This window comes from Streptomyces sp. MNU89, assembly GCF_020982505.1.
GTDB lineage: Bacteria > Actinomycetota > Actinomycetes > Streptomycetales > Streptomycetaceae > Streptomyces > Streptomyces xinghaiensis.
Window position 1 is genome coordinate 367676 of record NZ_JAJKLL010000001.1, and the last position, 17132, is coordinate 384807.

Below are 17132 nucleotides of genomic sequence, written 5' to 3' on the forward strand. Positions count from 1 at the left end.
GATGATTCCAGGACATCACACCGGGAGGGTCCGCGCAGGCAAGAGCGCGCAACACCTCGTGAACGCGGCCATGTTGGCCGGAAAGCGATGAGCCCGGGAACCTCTGCCCCTTTCCGGTCGTGGTCCCTGGTGGAGGGGCGGAAGCGGATTTCTCCCCCACTCCGGTTTTCGGAACGACGCAAGGCGGGCAGCCGACCGGATAACCGGACTCCCGGGCCCGGCCCGGCACCACCGCCCGCGGGGGGAAGTGAAGGTTTGATGGACACGCAGACACACCGCCCGACCGAGGGCGGCGCGGGATCTCCGCATGAGGCGCGGGATCACGTCATCCCGGCGGACCCGTCGTTCGACGCACCCGAGGCGGGCACGCTGTGGACGGTCGAGCCGGCGGTCCGGCCGCCGCTCCCCGAACCGGTCCGCTCGGCCGCCGTGCGGGCGGGCATCATCGTCGCCGTGACCCTGATCACGGCCATGGTCGCCTTCTTCTGCACCATGGCCGCCGTGTGGGCGGCCCTGCCCGCCGTCCTCACCACCGTGGCCATGACCATCGCCGCCACCTGGAGCGTCCTCGACGTCTGGATCACCCGGCAGGTGTGGAACCAGCGGCACGGCGTCGTCTCCGTCCCGAGCAGTACCGCGCGGGCCCTGCGGCGCGAGCGGCGGCGGGCCCGGCGCGCGGCGCGGGCCGCCGCGCGGGAGGCCGCACGGAAGACGGCCGGGAAGACGGCCGGGAAGACCACCCGCTCCTCGCGGCCCGCGGGGCGCCGCCTGTCCTCGGTCTAGGCTCTCCCCGCTCCGGGCTCTCCCCGCTCTCCCCGGCCGGCTGCCGGGCCGGCCCGGACTCCCGGGCTCCTGACGGCCGCCCGGGGCGCCGCCGGGTGTCCCGGCCGCCGACTCGGCCTGTCCTCCCTGCTGGGACTACTCCGTCTGCTCCCGGGCAGCCGGCGCTTCCGCCCCGCCACCGTTCTCCGGCGGGCGGCGGAACATCCGGGTGGCGGTGATCTCCCCGTGCACCGTCTCCCCCGCGTCCTGCCGGGGCAGGCCGGGGCGCAGATGCTCCTCCACCCGGATGTACTTCAGCCCGGCCCGCAGGTCGGCGTCGTTCCGCAACCTGATCACCAGCGGGAACTCAGCGAGCGCCGTGGTGTCGAACAGCCCGGTCGTGTAGAGGAGCTGCACGCCGAGGGCGTCCGCCACCGCCCGCTGCAGCTCCAGCAGATAGGTGGCGTTGGCCCGGCCGATCGGGTTGTCGAGGAAGAGCGTGCCCGCGTGCCGGTGCCGGTCGCGGCCGCGGTCGTTGCTGCGGAGCGCGGCCATGGTGCAGTACAGCGCGATGGCGGCGGTGAGCAGCTGGCCGCCGGAGAAGACGTCCCCCATCTGGCCGACCGGGACGCGCTCGGCGCGCAGCACCGCGTCCGGTTTGAGGATCTCCACGGCGATGCCGCGCGGCTGGAGGGCGGCCGCGACCCCGCGCAGCAGCAGGGTCATGCCGTCCCGGCGCAGATCGGAGTTCTTGCGCACGGCGCCGCGGGTGGCCTCGTCGATCACCTCGCCCAGCCGCTCGGTGAGCGTCGCCTGGTCGGGCTCCTCGAAGCGGATGCGCAGGAACTCCTGTCCCGACCACTCCCCCAGCCCGCCGGGCAGCCTCGACAGCCGCTGCGCCGACCGCAGCGTGGCCAGGGAGGCGTCCACCAGTCCGCGCAGCCGGTCGACGATGCTGTCCCGGTTCCGCTCCAGCTGCTCCAGTTCGTCGGTGAGGACCCGCAGCCGGGGCGCGAACGCCTCCCGCCAGGCCCCGGCGTGCTCGGCGAGGGCGGCGGCGGGCAGTTCCCTGATCTGCTGGCGGGCGGGGGTGCGGACCTGCTCGTAGCGGGCGGAGTTGGCGTGCCGTACGAGGACGTCGCCGGCCTCGCGGACCGCCGACTCGGCGGCGGAGAGGTCGGCGGCGCAGCCGCGGAGCGACCGCCGCGCCTCGGCGGCGGCCCGCCGGGCCTCCTCCGGTCCCCCCGGGTAGGGCGCGGGCGGCTCCTCGCCGTCGTGCTCGCCGGCCCGGTCCGGCTCGCGCAGCAGTTCGCGCAGGAAGGCGGCCGTGTCGTCGAAGCCGCTCGCCGCCTCCTCGGCCGAGCGGTGGGACCGCAGCAGCCCCGCATGGGCGGCTCCGGCCGTCTCCCACGCCTCCTCGTGCCCGGCGAGTTCGGCGGTGGCGGTGCGCAGCAGGGCCTTGGCCTCCTCGGCACCGGCGGGGACCAGCTCCGCGGGCAGCTCCGTGTAGGCGTCCCCGGGGTGTCCGTCGGGCCCGGGCGGCGGGGCGAGCCGTTCGGCCTCGCCCCGGTAGCGGCCGAGCTGTTCGCTGGCGGCCGAGGCGCGCGACTCCAGCAGCTGCACCCGGGACTCCGCGCGGGCGGCGGCCGCTTGGCGGGACGGGCCGTCGGCGCCGTCGGCGCTGTCCAGGAGCTGGGCGGCGCGGGTGCGCACCTTGTTGGTGAGCCGGTCGAGTTCGGCGCGGGCCGCGCTCTCGTCGCTCTCCGCGCGGGCCTGTTCGGCGCGGAGGTCGGCGCCGACGCCGACCTTCTCGTAGAGCTGTGAGGCGGCCCGGTAGGCCTCGCGGAGATCGGGGAGGGCGGCGCCGCGGGCCTCGGCGGCATCACGCCCCTCCCGGGCCGCGTCCTCGGCGACGCCGGCGATCTCGGCCCGCTCGGCGCGCAGGGTGCGGGCGGTGCGCCGGGCGTCGTCCGCGGCGCGCTGGGCGGCGCGGCGGTCCTCGTCCGCGGCCCGGGCCCGCTCCCAGCAGGCCGTGGCGCGCGCCTCGGCCTCGGCGATCTCCTCCGCGGTCTCCCGCAGCCGGCTCTGCCAGCGGGCCCGTTCCCGGAGCCGGAAGGCGAGACCCGAGAGGGCGTCGGCGGTGCGGCGGGCGCGCTGCGCGGCCTCCTGCCGCTCGTCCGCCACCGAGGCGGCTCCGGCCGCCGCCTCCTCCGCCTCGGCGCGGGCGGTCCGGGCCTCGGCGAGCCGTTCCCGGGCATCTGCGGCCGCGTCCCGGGCCGAACGGGCCGCCTCCGCCAGCTCGGTGAGCCGGCCGGGCGGGCAGTCCTCGCGCCAGGAGGCGATCCGGGCGGCCAGCGCCCTGTCCCCCGCCAGCCGGGCCGCCAGGGCGCGGATCTCCCGTCGCGGGCGGCGGCGCGGGCCCGGCGGGCCCGCCGCTCGTCGTCGGCGGCGTGCTCGTCGTGCATGGCCGGGTTCGGCGGGACGAGAAAGACCTCCGCCCCGGGGCCGCTCCCGCCGCCCGCGCCGGCCGGCGGGGGCGGGGCGAGCAGCGCGGCGGCGGTGCCGACGGCCACGGCCGAGCGGGGCAGCAGCGCGGCGCCCGCGAGCACCTCGCGGGCGCGGGCGTGGGTGGCGGGGTCGGTGATGACGACGCCGTCGACGAGCTCGGGGCGGGCCGCGAGCACCGTGGCGTGGTCCTCCGGGGCCACGGCCTGGGCGAGGTAGCGCCAGCCGGGCAGGGCGGGGATGCCGTGCTCGCCGAGGTACTCGACGGCGGCCAGGACGTCGGGGCCGGGCGGCAGGAGTCCGCCGTCGCCGAGGGCGCCGAGGATACGGGCGTCGTCGGCGGCGGCCGTCCTCAGTTCGAACAACTGCCGCTCCGCGGAGGTGACTCCGCGGTCGAGCAGATCGCGCAGCGCCTCGGCGTAGCGGTCCAGTTCCTCGACGGTCAGCGGACCGTCCCCGGTGCCGTTCCCGTGAGCCGTCTCCGGACCGGTCCCCGGCGCGGCGGCCGGTCCCGTTCCGGCGGCCGCGGTACCCGCCGGGCGCCCGGACGCCGTCCCCGGCGGCGCCGTGCCCCTCCCGGGGCCGGACGGGACGCCGCCGTCGGCCGCTTCCCCGCCGTCCGCCCGACCGTTCGAACTCCCCTCGGCCGCGGGGTCTCGGGGCCCCGGGGGTCACCGGACCGGCCCGTATCGCCGGGCCCCGTGCCCCGCCCCCGGTGGCCCGCGGATCCTCCGGGCCGCCCGGGTGCGGGACCGCCGCGACGCGGGTCCGGGCGGGGCGGCGGCGGCCGGGCCGGACGGGGCCGAGCCGGCGCCGCGCGGAGCCGGTACGGCGGCCGTTCCGGCCCGCCCCGGGCCGCGGTCCCGCCGCCGTCCGCGGAGCCCGGTTCGGCGGCCGCCGCCGCGCCGGGTGCCGGAAGGCTCAGCAGTTCGGCGAGACGGGGTTCCGCGGCGATGGCGGCGGCGGCGCGCTCGGCGGTGTGGGCGGACTCCGCCGCGCGGGCGGCGTCCCCGGCGCGGGAGGCGGCCAGATCGGCCCGGGTCTCCTCGGCCGCGGCCTCCCGGGCCCGGTCGGCGGCCTGCCGGGCGGTGTCCCGGGCGGCGTCCGAGGCGGCGACCGCGGTCCGTACGGCCTCACCGGCGGCGAGCGCGGCGCGCGCCGGGTCCGCGTCGGGCGCGGTGTCGTCGAGCCAGCCGGAACGGACGGCCTCCGCCGTCTCCTGTTCGACCTCGGCGAGCCGCTGACGCAGATGTTCGGCCTCGCTGCGGGCGCGCTGGGCGGCGGTCGCGGCCTCGGTGGCACCGCGGTGGGCGGTCTCCCCCTCGCTCTGGAGGGCGGCGGAACGGGCCTCTTCCCCGGCCGCGATCCGCTCACCGTTCTCCACGGCCGCGTCCAGGGCGCCGACCAGTTCGGCGGCGGCGGTCGCCCGGGCGGCGAGCGCCGGGGCGGCGTCGCGCTCGGCCTCGCGGATGGCGGCGGCGACGCGCGCGGAACGGTCGGCGGCGGCCCGGTGGCGCAGGACGGCCTCCGCCGCCTGCCAGGCGGAGAGGAGGGTGCGGGCCTCGCCCAGCTCCCGCTTCTGCGCGGCCGCGGCCTTCTCGGCGGCGGCGAGGGCCAGCGAGGCGTGCCGGTAGGCGAGTTCGGCGGCGATCAGGGAGCTGCGCTCGCGGGCGCGCTCCGCCTCGGCGACGGTCCGCTCCGCGGCGGTGACCTGCCCGGCCAGTTCGGCGGCCCGGCCGCGCTCCTCGCGGGCGCGGGCGGCAAGCCGCCGGACGAGGGTGCGGGTGCGCCGCTCGGCCCCGGCGTGCACCTCGCGGGCGCGCTCCCGTTCCGCCGCGGCCTCCGTGATCCGGCCGAGCAGGTCGACGGAGCCGGCGGTGAAGTCCCGTTCGGCCGTGAGTTCGGCACGGCGGCCGAGCTTGTGGGCGAAGCCGTGCACGAGGTCGGCGAGGCCGTCGGTGTCGCGGGTGTCGGTGACGGCACGCAGCAGCAGGTCGGCGAAGTCGGCGTCGTTCTTGACGGCGAAGAGGCCGGCGGCCTCGCCCTCGTCGGCGTTCATCTCCCGCTGGTAGCGGAAGAGTTCCGGGTCGAGGCCGAGTTCGCCGAGGTGCTCGTTCCAGCGCTCGTGGATCTCCTCCCAGACCACGTCGAGGTTGGGGTAGGCCCGGCCCGCCTCGGTGAGGGCGTCGCGGAACCCCTTCATGGTGCGGCGGCGGCCCCGCGCGCCGGACACGCCCTCGGCGGGGGCCCGGACTGCGGTGGACTCGGCCACCGGCAGCGAGTCCAGGCTCATCCCGGGGCCGGGGCGGAAGGAGTACCAGGCCTCGGCGAACTTGCGCGGGTCGGAGGAGACCTGGCGGCCGCGCCACTCGCTGACCTTGCCGACGACGACGGTCTCACCGGTGAGGGTGTGCGTCCACTCCAGGGCGACGTGCCCGCAGTCGTCGGCGAGGAGGAACTTGCGGAGCACGCCCGAGCTGGCACCGCCGAGGGTGTTGCGGTGGCCGGGCAGCATCACGGAGAAGATCAGTTTGAGCAGGACGGACTTGCCGCCGCCGTTCTCCAGGAAGAGCACCCCGGCGGGGGCCGGGCGGCGCGGCGGCCCGGTGGGCTCCTCCTCGAAGAAGTCCGCCTGGGCGGGGCGGGATGGGCCACGGGGTCGCCGACGCCGCGCAGATCGAGCACGGTGTCGGCGTAGCGCGCGCCGGCGGGGCCGATGGAGTAGAGGCGGACCCGGGACAGCTCGTACATGGCGGCGGACTCTCGGTGTGATGCGGACGGTCGGGTCTGGCGGCCGGCGTTCCCGGAGGAGGCGGTTCGGGAGATCCCGCCCCGGGCGCCGGTGCGCCGGGCCCCGTCAGGTGTGGAAGGGCAGTCCGGCGTCGGCGACGAGTTCGTCGCTCTCGTCGGGGGGCAGCAGGGTCGGGGTGCCGTCGCCGACGGCCACGATGCCGAGCTCCAGCAGCTCGGCCAGCGCGGCGGAGCCGGCCATGTCGCGCACCTGGAGCTGGTACCGGGCGGTGGTGCGGTACGAGCCTCCGGCGTCGTCCCCGGTGCGCTGGAGGAAGCCGGAGTCGGTGAGGAACGCGACGGCCTTGCCGACGATGCCGGTGGTCGAACCGGCCAGCCGGCGGGCGTCCTTGGTGGCGCCGGTGGCGCTGCGCCGGGACCACACCCGCCAGGCGGCCTCCAGCCCGGGGGCACCGGTGGCCGGGTCGGTGTTCTCGCCCGCCGCCTCGGCGCGCTCCTCCAGCCGGCGGCAGGCCTGCCGGACGAAGGCGTCCACGCCGTTGACGGTGATCCGGCCGATGTAGCCGTCGTCGGCCAGGTCCTCGGGGCGGGGGAAGGCGAGGGCGGCGACGGCGAGATGGGCCAGGCCGTGCAGGAAGCGGTCGGTGGTGTCGGAGACGGCCCGGCGGGCGTAGTCGCCCATGCGGACGGCGAAGACGGAGTCCTCGGCGGCCGTCACCACCATGCCCGCGCGGGACGACACCTCCAGGACGACGAGGCCGAGCCCGGTGGCGACCGCGTCGGCGAGCCGGGCGAAGGCCGGGTCGTCGCGGTGCCGGCGCAGCAGTTCGGCGTAGTCGGCGTCGCGGGCGGGGAGCAGCCTCGGCTGGAGGCCGTGGGAGACGAGCCGCGCGGCGTCGGCGGCGTCGGCCGGGGTGACCGCGGCGGTGGCCGCCGGGACGCGCGGTGCGGTCTCCTCCCGGTCGCCGGGCGGCGGGGAGCCGTCGCCGGGCAGGCCCCGGGAGCCGTCGTCCGTGCCGTACTCGTTCACTGCTGTCGCTCCTTGCCGGGTGCGGGGGCCGGGGGCGTCACGCCGCCTCCGTGCTGCGGTCCGCGGCCATGCCCGCCGCGTCGAGCAGGGCGGTGCCGACGATCAGGTCGGCACCGCCGTACTCCGGGTCGTCGAGCTGGACGCCGTCGTCCACGGCGAACAGCAGGCGCTGCTCGCCCTGGCGGTAGGCGGTGCCGACCGGCGGGCTCGCTGCGTGCACCGCCAGCAGCGCGACGAGATAGGGCAGTTCGGGGTCCTGGCGGCGGGCCTCGGCCAGCAGCCCGGAGAGCCGGCGCGGGGCGTCGGGCGGCAGGTCGAGCAGGTCCAGGGCGCGGGCCAGCTGCTCCTCGCTGAACCGGCTGTCGTCGGGCGTGGTGACGAGGTCCGGCTCGGGCATCTCCGCGCCGAGGTGCTCGCGTTCGGCAGGCGGGGTGAGGAGCAGGGCGGTGAGGTCGCCGAGGCGCACGGCCGGGGGTGTGCGCAGGCCGGTGCCGCGGGCGAAGAAGGCGTCGGTGACGGGCAGGGCCCGTTCCACGGGCAGCGGCAGCAGCGGCGCGAGCAGCTGGCCGTACAGGTCGAGCCCGGCCCGCGCGGAGGGCGGGGCGAACGCCTGCCGGTCCTGCTCGGCGCGGAACAGCGGGCCGGCCTCCAGCAGCCGGGACTGCAGCTGGGTGTGGCGCCGGACGCAGTCCTTGACGATGTCCACGAGCTCGGCGGCGCGCCGTTTGTGCTCGGCGTCCTCCGCCTCGTCGCGGGCGCGGCGGATGTTGGTGAGGATGGCGTTCTCGTGGCGGTAGCGGTCGGCGACGTGGTCGAGCGCCTCCGCGATCAGATCGGGCACCCGGTTCAGCCAGTCGACGGCGCGGACGTTGCGGCGGGTGGCCTCCAGGGTGCGGCGCAGCGTCTCGGCGTACTGCACGGTGCGGTAGCGGGCCTGTTCGGCCGCGAGCTGGGCGTCGGCGAGCCGGCCCCGGCTGATCAGCACCTCCAGCTTGACCTCGGCGGCGATCTGCGCGCTCGTGACGTCCGTGTCGAGGGCGCCGACCAGGACGTTGACCGCCTCGTCGGTGGTGCGCAGATAGACACCGCCACCGGGCCCGGGGACCTCCTCGATCAGCTTGAAGTCGTAGTCCCGGCGGACGTAGCGGCCGTCGGGACCGAAGGTGCCGTAGACCGCGCGGAAGCCGCGGTCCACGCTGCCGACGTTGATGAGGTTCTCCAGGACCCAGCGGGCGACCCGTTCGTGCTCGGCGGCGGGGCGCTCCGGGGCCTGCGCGGCGACCCGGGGCAGCAGCCGGGCAACGACCTGCTCGTGGTCGGCGCCGGTGTCGAAGTCCATGTTCAGCGTGACGAGGTCGATGGCGGCCAGCGCCGTCTCCGCCATCGCGTAGACCGTGTACTCACCGGCGAGGTTGGCCTTGCGCGCGTCGAGGTCGTGGAGCGGCGCGGTACAGGCGAGCGCGCGCAGCCGACGGGCCAGCCCCTCGTCGGCGGCGGGCCCGGGGCGGGCCGGGCCACCGAACCGGGCTGGACCCCACTGAGCTGCGGCGGAGCGGATTCCGAGGCGTGCGACTTCACGACGCACAGAGTAGGTCCTCGCGCTGACATCCTCCCAAACGGCGCGGATGGGACCGGCCGCGGCGGCTCAGGGAAGGACGTCCGCGGGGGTGCGCACCGCCCGGCGCAGGCGGGCCGCGTCCCGGCTGGGGGGCGCGCCGAACTGGCGGCGGTACTCCCGGCTGAACTGTGACGGGTTGTCGTAGCCGACACGGTGGCCGACCCCGGTGACGTCGCCGGGGCGGGCGGCGAGCATCAGCCGGGCCTCCTGGAGCCGGATCTGCTTCTGGAACTGGATCGGGCTCATCGCGGTCACCGCGCGGAAGTTGCGGTGGAAGGCGGAGACGCTCATGCCGGACAGCCGCGCCACGTCCTCGACGCGGAAGGGCTCCGCGTAGTGCTCGCGGATCCAGCGCACGGCCCGCGAGATGTGGCTGAGGCCGCTGTCGGGCAGCCCGAGCTGACGGACCGTCGCGCCCTGCTCCCCGGTGATCAGGCGCCACAGGATCTCGCGCTTGACCAGCGGGACCAGCACGGCCCGGTCCCGCGGCTCGTCCAGCAGGCGCAGCAGCCGGACCACCGCGTCGAGCAGGGCGGCCGGAGCGTCGCTGACGGCGATCCCCGGCGGCGCGCCCGCCCCCGCGCGGCGCCTGTCCCCGGGGCCGGCCTGCAGCAGCAGTTCGGCGACGGCGGACGGTTCCAGTCTCAGGCCGAACCCCAGGGCCGGCCGCCCGGGATCGGCCCGGGTGAACTGCCCGGTGACGGGCAGGTCGACCGACGCGACCAGGTACTGCCCGGCGCGGTACTCGTACACCCGGTCCCCCAGGGCGAGCCGCTTGGCGCCCTGGGCGATGACCGCCAGCACCGTGCCGGACATCGAGGGGGCCGGCGGGTCCGGCCGGTCGACCTTCGAGACGAGGACGCCGTCGACGGCGGTGGTCGAGTCGGGCCGGGCGTGCCGGGCCAGCAGGGTGCGGAGCTCATCGAGGTCCATGTGCCCATTGCAGCACCCATCCGCGCCCCGGCTCCCCAAGCCGCCAGGATCGTGCAAGGACCAGCGAGCATCGTTCTAACGTTTCCGCAGGTCAGGGCAGTTGACTGGAGTCACCTCACTCCACCACGGCGAAAGAAGGCAGCCATGACCGCCCACTACGGCTTCACCGCCACCCTGACCGCCGAACCCGGCAGCGGCGACCGGCTCGTGGATCTCCTGCTGACCGGCCTGGACGAGGGCGCCCCGGGTTCGAGTGAGCACTGCGTGGTGTATCTCGTCTCCCGTTCCGCGTCCGAGCCCGACGTCGTCCACGTCATCGAGGGCTGGACCAGCGAGGAGGACCACCACCGGATCTTCGCCGGCGAGGCCGCCAGGGCCATCGTGGCGCGGATCGGCGGACTGCTGGCCAAGGAGGCCCAGTACACCGATTACGTGCCGGTGCACGGCAAGGCCGCGTTCTGAGCCGCCCGGCGTCCGCACCGGCCCCTCCCCGCCGCCCTCGGCGCCCCGGCATCCCGGCACCCCGAAGCCCCGGCGCCCCGGCGAGCGACTCCCTTCCCCGTCCGTCCGCACCACCCGATGAAAGGCGACCGGCATGACCACGGCACACCCCGCCCTGGACCCCGAACTGCGCGCGCTGCTGGCCGGAATACCCCGGATACCGGCACTCGATCCGGACGTCCTCGCGCAGCTGCGCCGGCTGCCGCCGGCGCCGGTCGACGCCCTCCTCTCCCACCGCCGGGCCGGCCACCGCGAGGTCACCGTGCCCGCCGGGGACGGCGCCGGGATCCCCCTGTCGGTCTTCACCCCCGCGGACACCGGCGGCGCCGCCCCCTGCGTCTACTGGATGCACGGCGGCGGGATGGTCATGGGCGACCGCTTCTCACAGATCGACATCCCGCTGGAGTGGCTCGACGCGTTCGGCGCGGTCGTGGTCTCCGTGGAGTACCGGCTCGCACCGGAGGCCACCGGCACCACTCCGGTCGACGACTGCTACCGGGGACTGCTCTGGGTCGCCGAGCACTCCGCCGAACTGGGCGTCGACCCCGCCCGGATCGTCGTCGCCGGCGCCAGCGCGGGCGGCGGCCTCGCCGCCGGCGTCAGCCTGCTGGCCCGCGACCGCGGCACCCCGGCGATCGCCGCGCAGATGCTCGTCTGCCCCATGCTCGACCACCGCAACACCAGCGTCTCCAGCCTCCAGTACGCGGACGGGCCCGGTGTCTGGACGCGCCAGATGAACGAGTTCGGATGGCGCAGTCTCCTCGGCGGCCTCACCGGCGACGAGGTGCCCGCGTACGTCTCGCCCGCGCTGGCCGACGATCTCTCCGGTCTGCCGCCGGCCTACATCGACACCGGCTCCGCCGAAGTCTTCCGCGACGAGGACGCCGACTACGCCACCCGCGTCTGGGCGGCCGGCGGCCAGGCCGAACTCCACGTCTGGGCGGGCGGCTTCCACGGCTTCGACGCGCTGTTCCCGCGGGCGCGGATCTCGGCCACCGCCCGCCGGACCCGCACCGACTGGCTCGCGCGGGTCCTGTCCCCGGACCACCCGCCGCGTAGCGCCGCCGCTCCCCGCGCACATCGCCCCCCACACGTCCACACCGGTAACACCGCACCCAGGAGGAACACCATGCAGGTCGCCATCGTCACAGGCGCCAGTTCGGGCATCGGGCAGAGCGCCGCGATCGAGATCGCCCGACGGGGAACCGGGGTCGTCCTGACCTACGGCCGCAACCGGCGGGGAGGACTCGAAACGGCCGCCGCCATCGAGAAGGCGGGCGGCACGGCCGTCGCGCTGCCGCTGGACGCCGGCGACACCGGCACCTTCGCCGCATTCCGCGACACGGTGGCCGGCGTACTGCGCGACACCTGGCAGCGCGACACCTTCGACTGCCTGGTGAACAACGCCGGTTTCTCCCGCACCTCACTGATCGAGGACACCACCGAGGAGGAGTTCGACCAGCTCATGCGGGTCCTGCTCAAGGGCCCCTACTTCCTGACGCAGTCGCTGCTGCCGCTCATGGCGGACGGCGGCGCCGTCGTCAACACGAGCAGCAGCAGCGCCGCCGCGCGGACCGGCCTGGAGCCCGGCTACGCCGCCTACGCGTCGATGAAGGGCGGTCTGGACGTCCTGACCCGGTACATGGCCAAGGAGTTCGCCCCGCGGGGCATCCGTGTCAACGCCGTCTCCCCGGGACCGGTGCGCACCCGGATCGCCGGCGACGCCTTCACCCGGTTCCCCGAGGTGGTCCCGGCACTCGCCGCGAGGACCGCGCTCGGCCGGATCGGCGAACCCGGCGACATCGGAGCGGTGATCGCCGCCCTGGTCTCCGGGGAGAGCCGCTGGATCACGGCCCAGAACATCGGGGTGTCGGGCGGCTACGACCTGTAGCACCGGCCGGCCCCGCGCCGCCCGGGACCACCCGGAGCCACCGGGGCCGGCTGTCGGAGGGCGGTGGGATGCTTCTCACGTCACCGCACCGCCCCGGGTCCCCCGGCCGTCGTGGAGCCGGACCGGTACCGGCTCCGCTCCGGGGGCCGGGACCGACGGCCCGGAGCGGCCGCGGATACTGTTGTTCAACAATCCACGCCGTGTTCCGCTCGCCCACGGGGGGCCCATGGACCGCACCAACGCGCAGGCCGCGTCCGCCGCCGATCCCTTCGCGCCGCTCGCGGCCGACCGCGACCGGCTCGGACGCGGCAGTACGGCACAGCGCGTCGCCGACGTCCTGCGCGACCGCATAGCCGAGGGGACGCTGCCGCCCGGCACCCGGCTCTCCGAGGAGGCGCTGGGTGCCGCGCTCGGTGTCTCCCGCAACACGCTGCGCGAGGCGTTCCGGCTGCTGGCGCACGGCCGCCTGGTCGTGCACGAGGTGAACCGGGGCGTCCGGGTGCGGGTGCTGAGCCGTGCGGACGTCCTGGACATCTTCACCGTCCGGCGGGCCCTGGAGCTGGCCGGACTGCGCGCCGCGCCGGAGGCCCGCCCGAGTCAGCTGAGCGCTCTGGCGCAGGCGGTGGCCGGGGGCGAGGCCGCCGCGCGGGCCGGTGACTGGCGGGCGGTCGGCACCGCCGATCTGCGGTTCCACCGGGCGCTGGGCGGGCTGGCCGGCAGCCCCCGGATCGACGAGTACCTGAGCCGCGTCCTCGCCGAGCTGCGCCCCGCGCTGCTGGCGCTGCCCCGGGCCCGCTGGCTGAACGAGCCGCCGCCGGTCCGGAACCGGCGCTTGACGGATCTCCTGGAACGCGGTGCGCTGCACGTGGCCGAGGCGGAGCTGGAGAGCTCCCTCGCCGACTCCCGGCAGATGCTTCTGGACACGATGGGGAAGACCGCCACATGACCGCTTCCGCGCCTCCGTCCGCGCCCGTCATCGACCTCAACGCCGACCTCGGCGAGGGGTTCGGCCGCTGGAGCCTGACCGACGACGACGCCCTGCTGTCGGTCGTCACCAGCGCCAATGTGGCCTGTGGTTTCCACGCGGGCGACCCGTCCACGATGCGCCGGGTGTGCGAGCTCGCCGCCGAGCGGGGGGTGCGGATCGGCGCCCAGGTCGCGTACCGGGATCTGGCGGGCTTCGGCCGCCGCTCCATGGACGTGCCGCGCCGGGAGCTCGCCGACGAGGTCGCCTACCAGATCGGGGCGCTGGACGTCTTCGCGCGCGCCGCCGGTTCGCGCGTCGCCTATGTCAAGCCGCACGGCGCGCTGTTCAACCGGACGGTGAACGACGAGGAGCAGGCCGCCGCGGTCGTCGAGGGAACCGTGCTCGCGGCGGGAGGCCGTCCGCTGCCCGTCCTCGGGCTGCCCGGTTCGCGGCTGCTGGAGGCGGCGGAGGGCGCGGGGCTGCCCGCGGTCGCGGAGGCGTTCGCCGACCGCGCCTACTCCACGGACGGCACGCTGGTGCCGCGGGGCCGGCCGGGTGCCGTCGTCGAGGACCCGGAGGAGGTCGTGGCGCGCTCCCTGCTGATGGCCGTGGACCACCGGGTGGCGACCGCCGAGGGCGAGAAGATCACCGTGCGGGCCCGCTCCCTGTGCCTGCACGGCGACACCCCCGGAGCCGCCGCGCTCGCCCTGCTGGTCCGGGAGGCGCTGGTCGCCGACGGGGTGGCCCTGGAGCCCTTCGCATGAGGGTCCTGCGGGTGGGGCGGCACGCCCTGCTGGTGGAGCCCGGCGGCCCCGAGGCGGCGAGCGCGCTCCACGCCGAACTCGTGCGGCGCCGCGAGACGGGAGAGCTGCCCCCGGTGCGCGAGATCGTGCCGGCCGCGCACACCGTGCTCATCGACGGCCTGGACGACCCGCGGGCCCTCGCCTCCGACCTGGCCGGCTGGGAGCTGCCCCCGCAGTCCGCCGGGGCGGGGCGTACGGTCCGCCTCCCGGTCCGGTACGACGGCCCGGACCTGGCGGAGGTGGCGGAGCGCTGGGGCGTCCGCCCCGAGGAGGTCCCGGAGATCGTCGGCGGGGTGCGCTTCCGGGTGGCGTTCTGCGGTTTCGCCCCGGGGTTCGGCTATCTGACCGGGCTGCCGGAGCGCTACCGGCTGCCGCGCCGGCCGACGCCCCGGACGTCCGTACCGGCGGGGTCGCTGGCTCTCGCCGGGGAGTACGCCGGGGTGTATCCGCGCTCCTCGCCGGGCGGCTGGCAGCTGATCGGCAGCACCGGCGAGGTGCTGTGGGACCCGGCCCGCGAACCGGCCGCGCTGCTCGCCCCGGGCACGGAGGTCCGTTTCGTCGCCGCCGACGCCCCGGCGGCCGTGCGGGACGGCGCCCCGGCGGCCGTGCGGGACGGCCTCCGGTGAGCGCCGCCCAAGCGTCAACGGGCGTGCCCGGACCGGTGGTCCGGGCCGAGCGGCCGGGCGCGCTGACGACCGTCCAGGACCTGGGGCGCACCGGCCACGCCCATCTGGGGGTGCCCCGGTCCGGCGCGCTGGACCTCCCCGCGCACCGGCTGGCCAACCGCCTCGTCGGCAACCCCCCGGAGGCCGCGACGCTGGAGACCACCGTGAGCGGCGCCGCGCTGCGCGTACGGACGCCGGTCACCGCCGCCGTCACGGGCGCGCCCTGCGCGGTGAGGGTCGACGGCCGGCCCGCTCCCTGGGGGGCGCCGGTGCGGCTGCCGGCGGGCGCGGTCCTGGACGTCGGTCCGGCGGCCGGCGGCCTCCGCTCGTACATCGCCTTCGCGGGCGGGGTCGCGGCCGAACCCGTGCTGGGCAGCCGCTCCGCCGATCTGCTCTCCGGACTGGGCCCTCCCCCGCTGGCCGCCGGTGACGAACTCCCGCTCGGAACGCCGCACGGGCCGCCGGCCCCGGTGGACGCGGTGCCCTGCCCGGGTCCGCCCGCCGAGCTGGTACTGCCGGTGCTGCCGGGCCCGCGCCACGACTGGTTCGCGCCGGACGCGCTCCGCTCCCTGGCGCGCGCCCGGTACGCGGTGTCGCCCGCGAGCAACCGGATCGGGCTGCGCACCGACGGGCCGCCGCTGCGGCGCTCCCGCGCGGGTGAACTCCCCAGTGAGGGCATGGTGCTCGGCGCGGTGCAGGTGCCGCCGGACGGCCGTCCGGTCGTCTTCCTCGCCGACCATCCCGTGACCGGCGGCTACCCGGTGATCGGTGTCGTCCCGGAGGACCGCCTCTGGGCAGCAGCGCAGGCTCCCCCGGGCACGCCGCTGCGCTTCGTCCCGGTCAGCCGCTGACCGCCGGGCCGGAGCCCAGTGCGGGGTTGGGGGCCGCGGTGCGGGGCTCACGCGCGCCACGCCCGGCCGGCGCACGGCCGGAGCGGCCGGCCCCGCCGGCAGGCCGCGCCGCCCCGCTCACACCCCGCCGGGGGCGAATCCCGCGTCGGGGCCGATGCGGCTGCGGACGGCCGTCTGGACCTCGGCCTCCTCGGCGGGATCGGTGGCCAGCCGGCGCAGTTGTTCGATGACCCGGGTGTCTCCGATGGCGGCGTGCCGGGCGGCCAGTTCGCGGGTGGACTCCTCGCAGTCCCAGAGGCATTCGACGGCGAAGCCCGCCGCGAAGGAGGGATCGGTGGCGGCGAGGGCGCGGGCGGCCCGGCCGCGGAGCTGGGAGGAGGAGGTCTCGCGGTAGATGTGCCGGAGGACGGGGGCGGCGCTGTCGATCCGCAGCCGGCCGGTGCCGTCCACGAGGGTCCACAGATCGCGGGCGTCGGCTCCCCCGCTCCGCACCGTGCGGCGGAGCGCGGCCAGGACGAGGCCGGCGTCCCGCACGCCGCCGCGGCAGGCGAGCATCCCGGCCGCGGCGTTGCCGACGGCGTCGTCGCGGTGCGCCCAGGTACGGGCGCGTTCGAGGGCGGCGATGCTCCGCATCCGCTCGAAGGAGGCGAGGGCGGTCTCGGCGACGAGGCCGGGCGGGCCGGAGGAGACGGTGGTGCCCGAGGCGGCGAGGTCCAGCAGATCGAGGACGCCGGGGTCCTGACGGTCGGCGAGATGGCGGAGCGCGGCGCTGCGGGCGGCCTCGGGGCCGTTGCGGGCGGCTTCGAGGAGCAGCGGGCGGTCCTCGGGGCCGGCCACGGCGGCGAGACAGCGGGCGGCGGCCTCGTGCCGCGGCTGCTCCGGCTCCTCCTCGTAGGAGCGCTGGGCCCACTCCAGGATCTCCGGGACGCTCCAGCCGGGGCTGGGTCCGGCCGGCCTGAGCTGGCGCTGCCAGCGGTCGAAGGAGCCCTGTTCCCGTGCGGCGCGGACGCGGGCGGCGACGTCCGGGCCGGCGGCGCCGTCCGCCCACAGCCGCCAGGCCCGGGGTTCCCAGGCGTCGCGCACGGCGGCGGTGAGGGCGGCGTCGCCCTCCGGGCCGGCCGGGAAGCGGGCGAGGACGGGCGCGCCCAGGGAGCGGAGCACGGAGTCGTCGGCGCGCAGGGCGAGTTCGTCCAGCGCCCACGGCCAGTTGGTGCCGGCGGCGGTGTAGCGGCGCAGGAGGTCCACGGCGTCGGTGCGGCCGTAGCCGGCGAGGTGGCCGAGGAAGGAGAGGGCGAGGCCGGTGCGTTCCTCGGCGGTGTCCATCACGTCGTCGGCGTCGAAGAGGTGCTGTTCGATCTCGTCGAGGCCGCCGTCGAGCGCGAGGTGGAGGCGCGCGTAATAGAGGGAGCGGTTCTCCAGCTGCCAGTCGTGACGGGGGTCACGCACCACGCAGTGGTGCAGTGCGGCGAGCGCCTCGCCCCGGGGGGCCGCGAGGGCGTGCAGGGTCCCGTCGCCGCGGCCTCGCTGCAGGAGGCCGAGCAGGGTGCCGCTGGGCGCTATGTCTGGATCGAACATGAGGTCAGCATCCGGTGCGGGAGGGTCGCTGGCAACGGGATATTTCCGCTGACCGGCATTCTTGCCGGTGACCGCGGCCCCCATGCCCGGCGGGAAGAGGGTATTCCGGGTCCCGAACGCCGCACCCTACCCGGACGCGGCCGTTCCGCCGAGCCGGGCCGGGAACACCGCCGCGAACCGGCGTCATATGCCGTCCGCACCACCGGGTCGGGTATCGCCGAATCTCTTACGGACCGTCGCTCCCTGTGCAACAGTCGTAACCGGCCCTCCCGGCAGATCC

The 17132-nt window shown here is 76.7% G+C and carries 10 protein-coding genes and 3 pseudogenes; 8 read left to right on the top strand and 5 right to left on the bottom strand.

Annotation, left to right across the window (positions count from 1 at the left end):
* Positions 1–258 precede the first annotated feature (258 nt).
* Positions 259–783: a hypothetical protein gene (locus E4N63_RS01680; RefSeq protein ID WP_230239702.1), complete on the top strand. Its 525-nt coding sequence runs from the start codon at positions 259–261 to the stop codon at positions 781–783.
* A 135-nt stretch (positions 784–918) separates the two neighbouring features.
* Here E4N63_RS01680 and E4N63_RS01685 read toward each other — a convergent pair.
* The 4 genes and pseudogenes from E4N63_RS01685 to E4N63_RS01700 form a co-directional block, all read right to left on the bottom strand.
* Positions 919–6018, bottom strand: a pseudogene (locus E4N63_RS01685) (hypothetical protein).
* A 106-nt stretch (positions 6019–6124) separates the two neighbouring features.
* A complete protein-coding gene (locus E4N63_RS01690; RefSeq protein WP_125623454.1) occupies positions 6125–7012 on the bottom strand; it encodes a hypothetical protein in 888 nt (295 codons plus the stop codon).
* A gap of 73 nt (positions 7013–7085) precedes the next feature.
* Entirely contained in the window at positions 7086–8606 is a 1521-nt protein-coding gene (locus E4N63_RS01695; RefSeq protein WP_230242299.1) for a hypothetical protein, read from the bottom strand.
* Positions 8607–8693: 87 nt separating this feature from the next.
* A complete protein-coding gene (locus E4N63_RS01700; protein ID WP_230239703.1) occupies positions 8694–9599 on the bottom strand; it encodes an AraC family transcriptional regulator in 906 nt (301 codons plus the stop codon).
* A gap of 144 nt (positions 9600–9743) precedes the next feature.
* Here E4N63_RS01700 and E4N63_RS01705 point away from each other — a divergent pair, with 144 nt between their 5' ends.
* The 7 genes and pseudogenes from E4N63_RS01705 to E4N63_RS01735 all read left to right on the top strand — a co-directional run bounded on the left by E4N63_RS01705 (position 9744) and on the right by E4N63_RS01735 (position 15277).
* Complete coding sequence (locus tag E4N63_RS01705; RefSeq protein ID WP_230239704.1) at positions 9744–10061, top strand: putative quinol monooxygenase; 318 nt, start codon at positions 9744–9746, stop codon at positions 10059–10061.
* 133 nt (positions 10062–10194) lie between these two features.
* Positions 10195–11136, top strand: a pseudogene (locus E4N63_RS01710) (alpha/beta hydrolase); the annotation flags it as partial.
* Between the two features lie 108 nt (positions 11137–11244).
* Positions 11245–11991 (top strand): annotated as a pseudogene (locus tag E4N63_RS01715) (SDR family NAD(P)-dependent oxidoreductase); the annotation flags it as partial.
* 226 nt (positions 11992–12217) lie between these two features.
* Positions 12218–12937 carry a GntR family transcriptional regulator gene (locus E4N63_RS01720; RefSeq protein WP_230239705.1) on the top strand — a complete coding sequence of 240 codons (720 nt, stop codon included), beginning with the start codon at positions 12218–12220 and terminating at the stop codon, positions 12935–12937.
* Positions 12934–13722 carry a LamB/YcsF family protein gene (locus tag E4N63_RS01725; RefSeq protein WP_230239706.1) on the top strand — a complete coding sequence of 263 codons (789 nt, stop codon included), beginning with the start codon at positions 12934–12936 and terminating at the stop codon, positions 13720–13722. Before E4N63_RS01720 ends, E4N63_RS01725 begins: the two co-directional genes overlap by 4 nt.
* Positions 13719–14387 carry an allophanate hydrolase subunit 1 gene (locus E4N63_RS01730; protein ID WP_230239707.1) on the top strand — a complete coding sequence of 223 codons (669 nt, stop codon included), beginning with the start codon at positions 13719–13721 and terminating at the stop codon, positions 14385–14387. The genes E4N63_RS01725 and E4N63_RS01730 overlap by 4 nt, the downstream gene beginning before the upstream one ends.
* Entirely contained in the window at positions 14384–15277 is an 894-nt protein-coding gene (locus E4N63_RS01735; RefSeq protein ID WP_374112661.1) for a biotin-dependent carboxyltransferase family protein, read from the top strand. Before E4N63_RS01730 ends, E4N63_RS01735 begins: the two co-directional genes overlap by 4 nt.
* Before the next feature lie 117 nt (positions 15278–15394).
* On the opposite strand, the gene E4N63_RS01740 is transcribed toward E4N63_RS01735, so the two are convergent.
* Positions 15395–16852, bottom strand: coding sequence for a HEAT repeat domain-containing protein (locus E4N63_RS01740; protein WP_125623441.1), 1458 nt, complete (start codon positions 16850–16852; stop codon positions 15395–15397).
* Positions 16853–17132 lie beyond the last annotated feature (280 nt).

Excerpts from the sequence above, each read along its gene's own strand:
- E4N63_RS01680 (WP_230239702.1), top strand. The coding sequence starts at position 259 with ATGGACACGCAGACACACCGCCCGACCGAGGGCGGCGCGGGATCTCCG.
- E4N63_RS01700 (WP_230239703.1), bottom strand. The coding sequence starts at position 9,599 with ATGGACCTCGATGAGCTCCGCACCCTGCTGGCCCGGCACGCCCGGCCC.
- E4N63_RS01705 (WP_230239704.1), top strand. The coding sequence starts at position 9,744 with ATGACCGCCCACTACGGCTTCACCGCCACCCTGACCGCCGAACCCGGC.
- E4N63_RS01720 (WP_230239705.1), top strand. The coding sequence starts at position 12,218 with ATGGACCGCACCAACGCGCAGGCCGCGTCCGCCGCCGATCCCTTCGCG.
- E4N63_RS01725 (WP_230239706.1), top strand. The coding sequence starts at position 12,934 with ATGACCGCTTCCGCGCCTCCGTCCGCGCCCGTCATCGACCTCAACGCC.
- E4N63_RS01730 (WP_230239707.1), top strand. The coding sequence starts at position 13,719 with ATGAGGGTCCTGCGGGTGGGGCGGCACGCCCTGCTGGTGGAGCCCGGC.
- E4N63_RS01740 (WP_125623441.1), bottom strand. The coding sequence starts at position 16,852 with ATGTTCGATCCAGACATAGCGCCCAGCGGCACCCTGCTCGGCCTCCTG.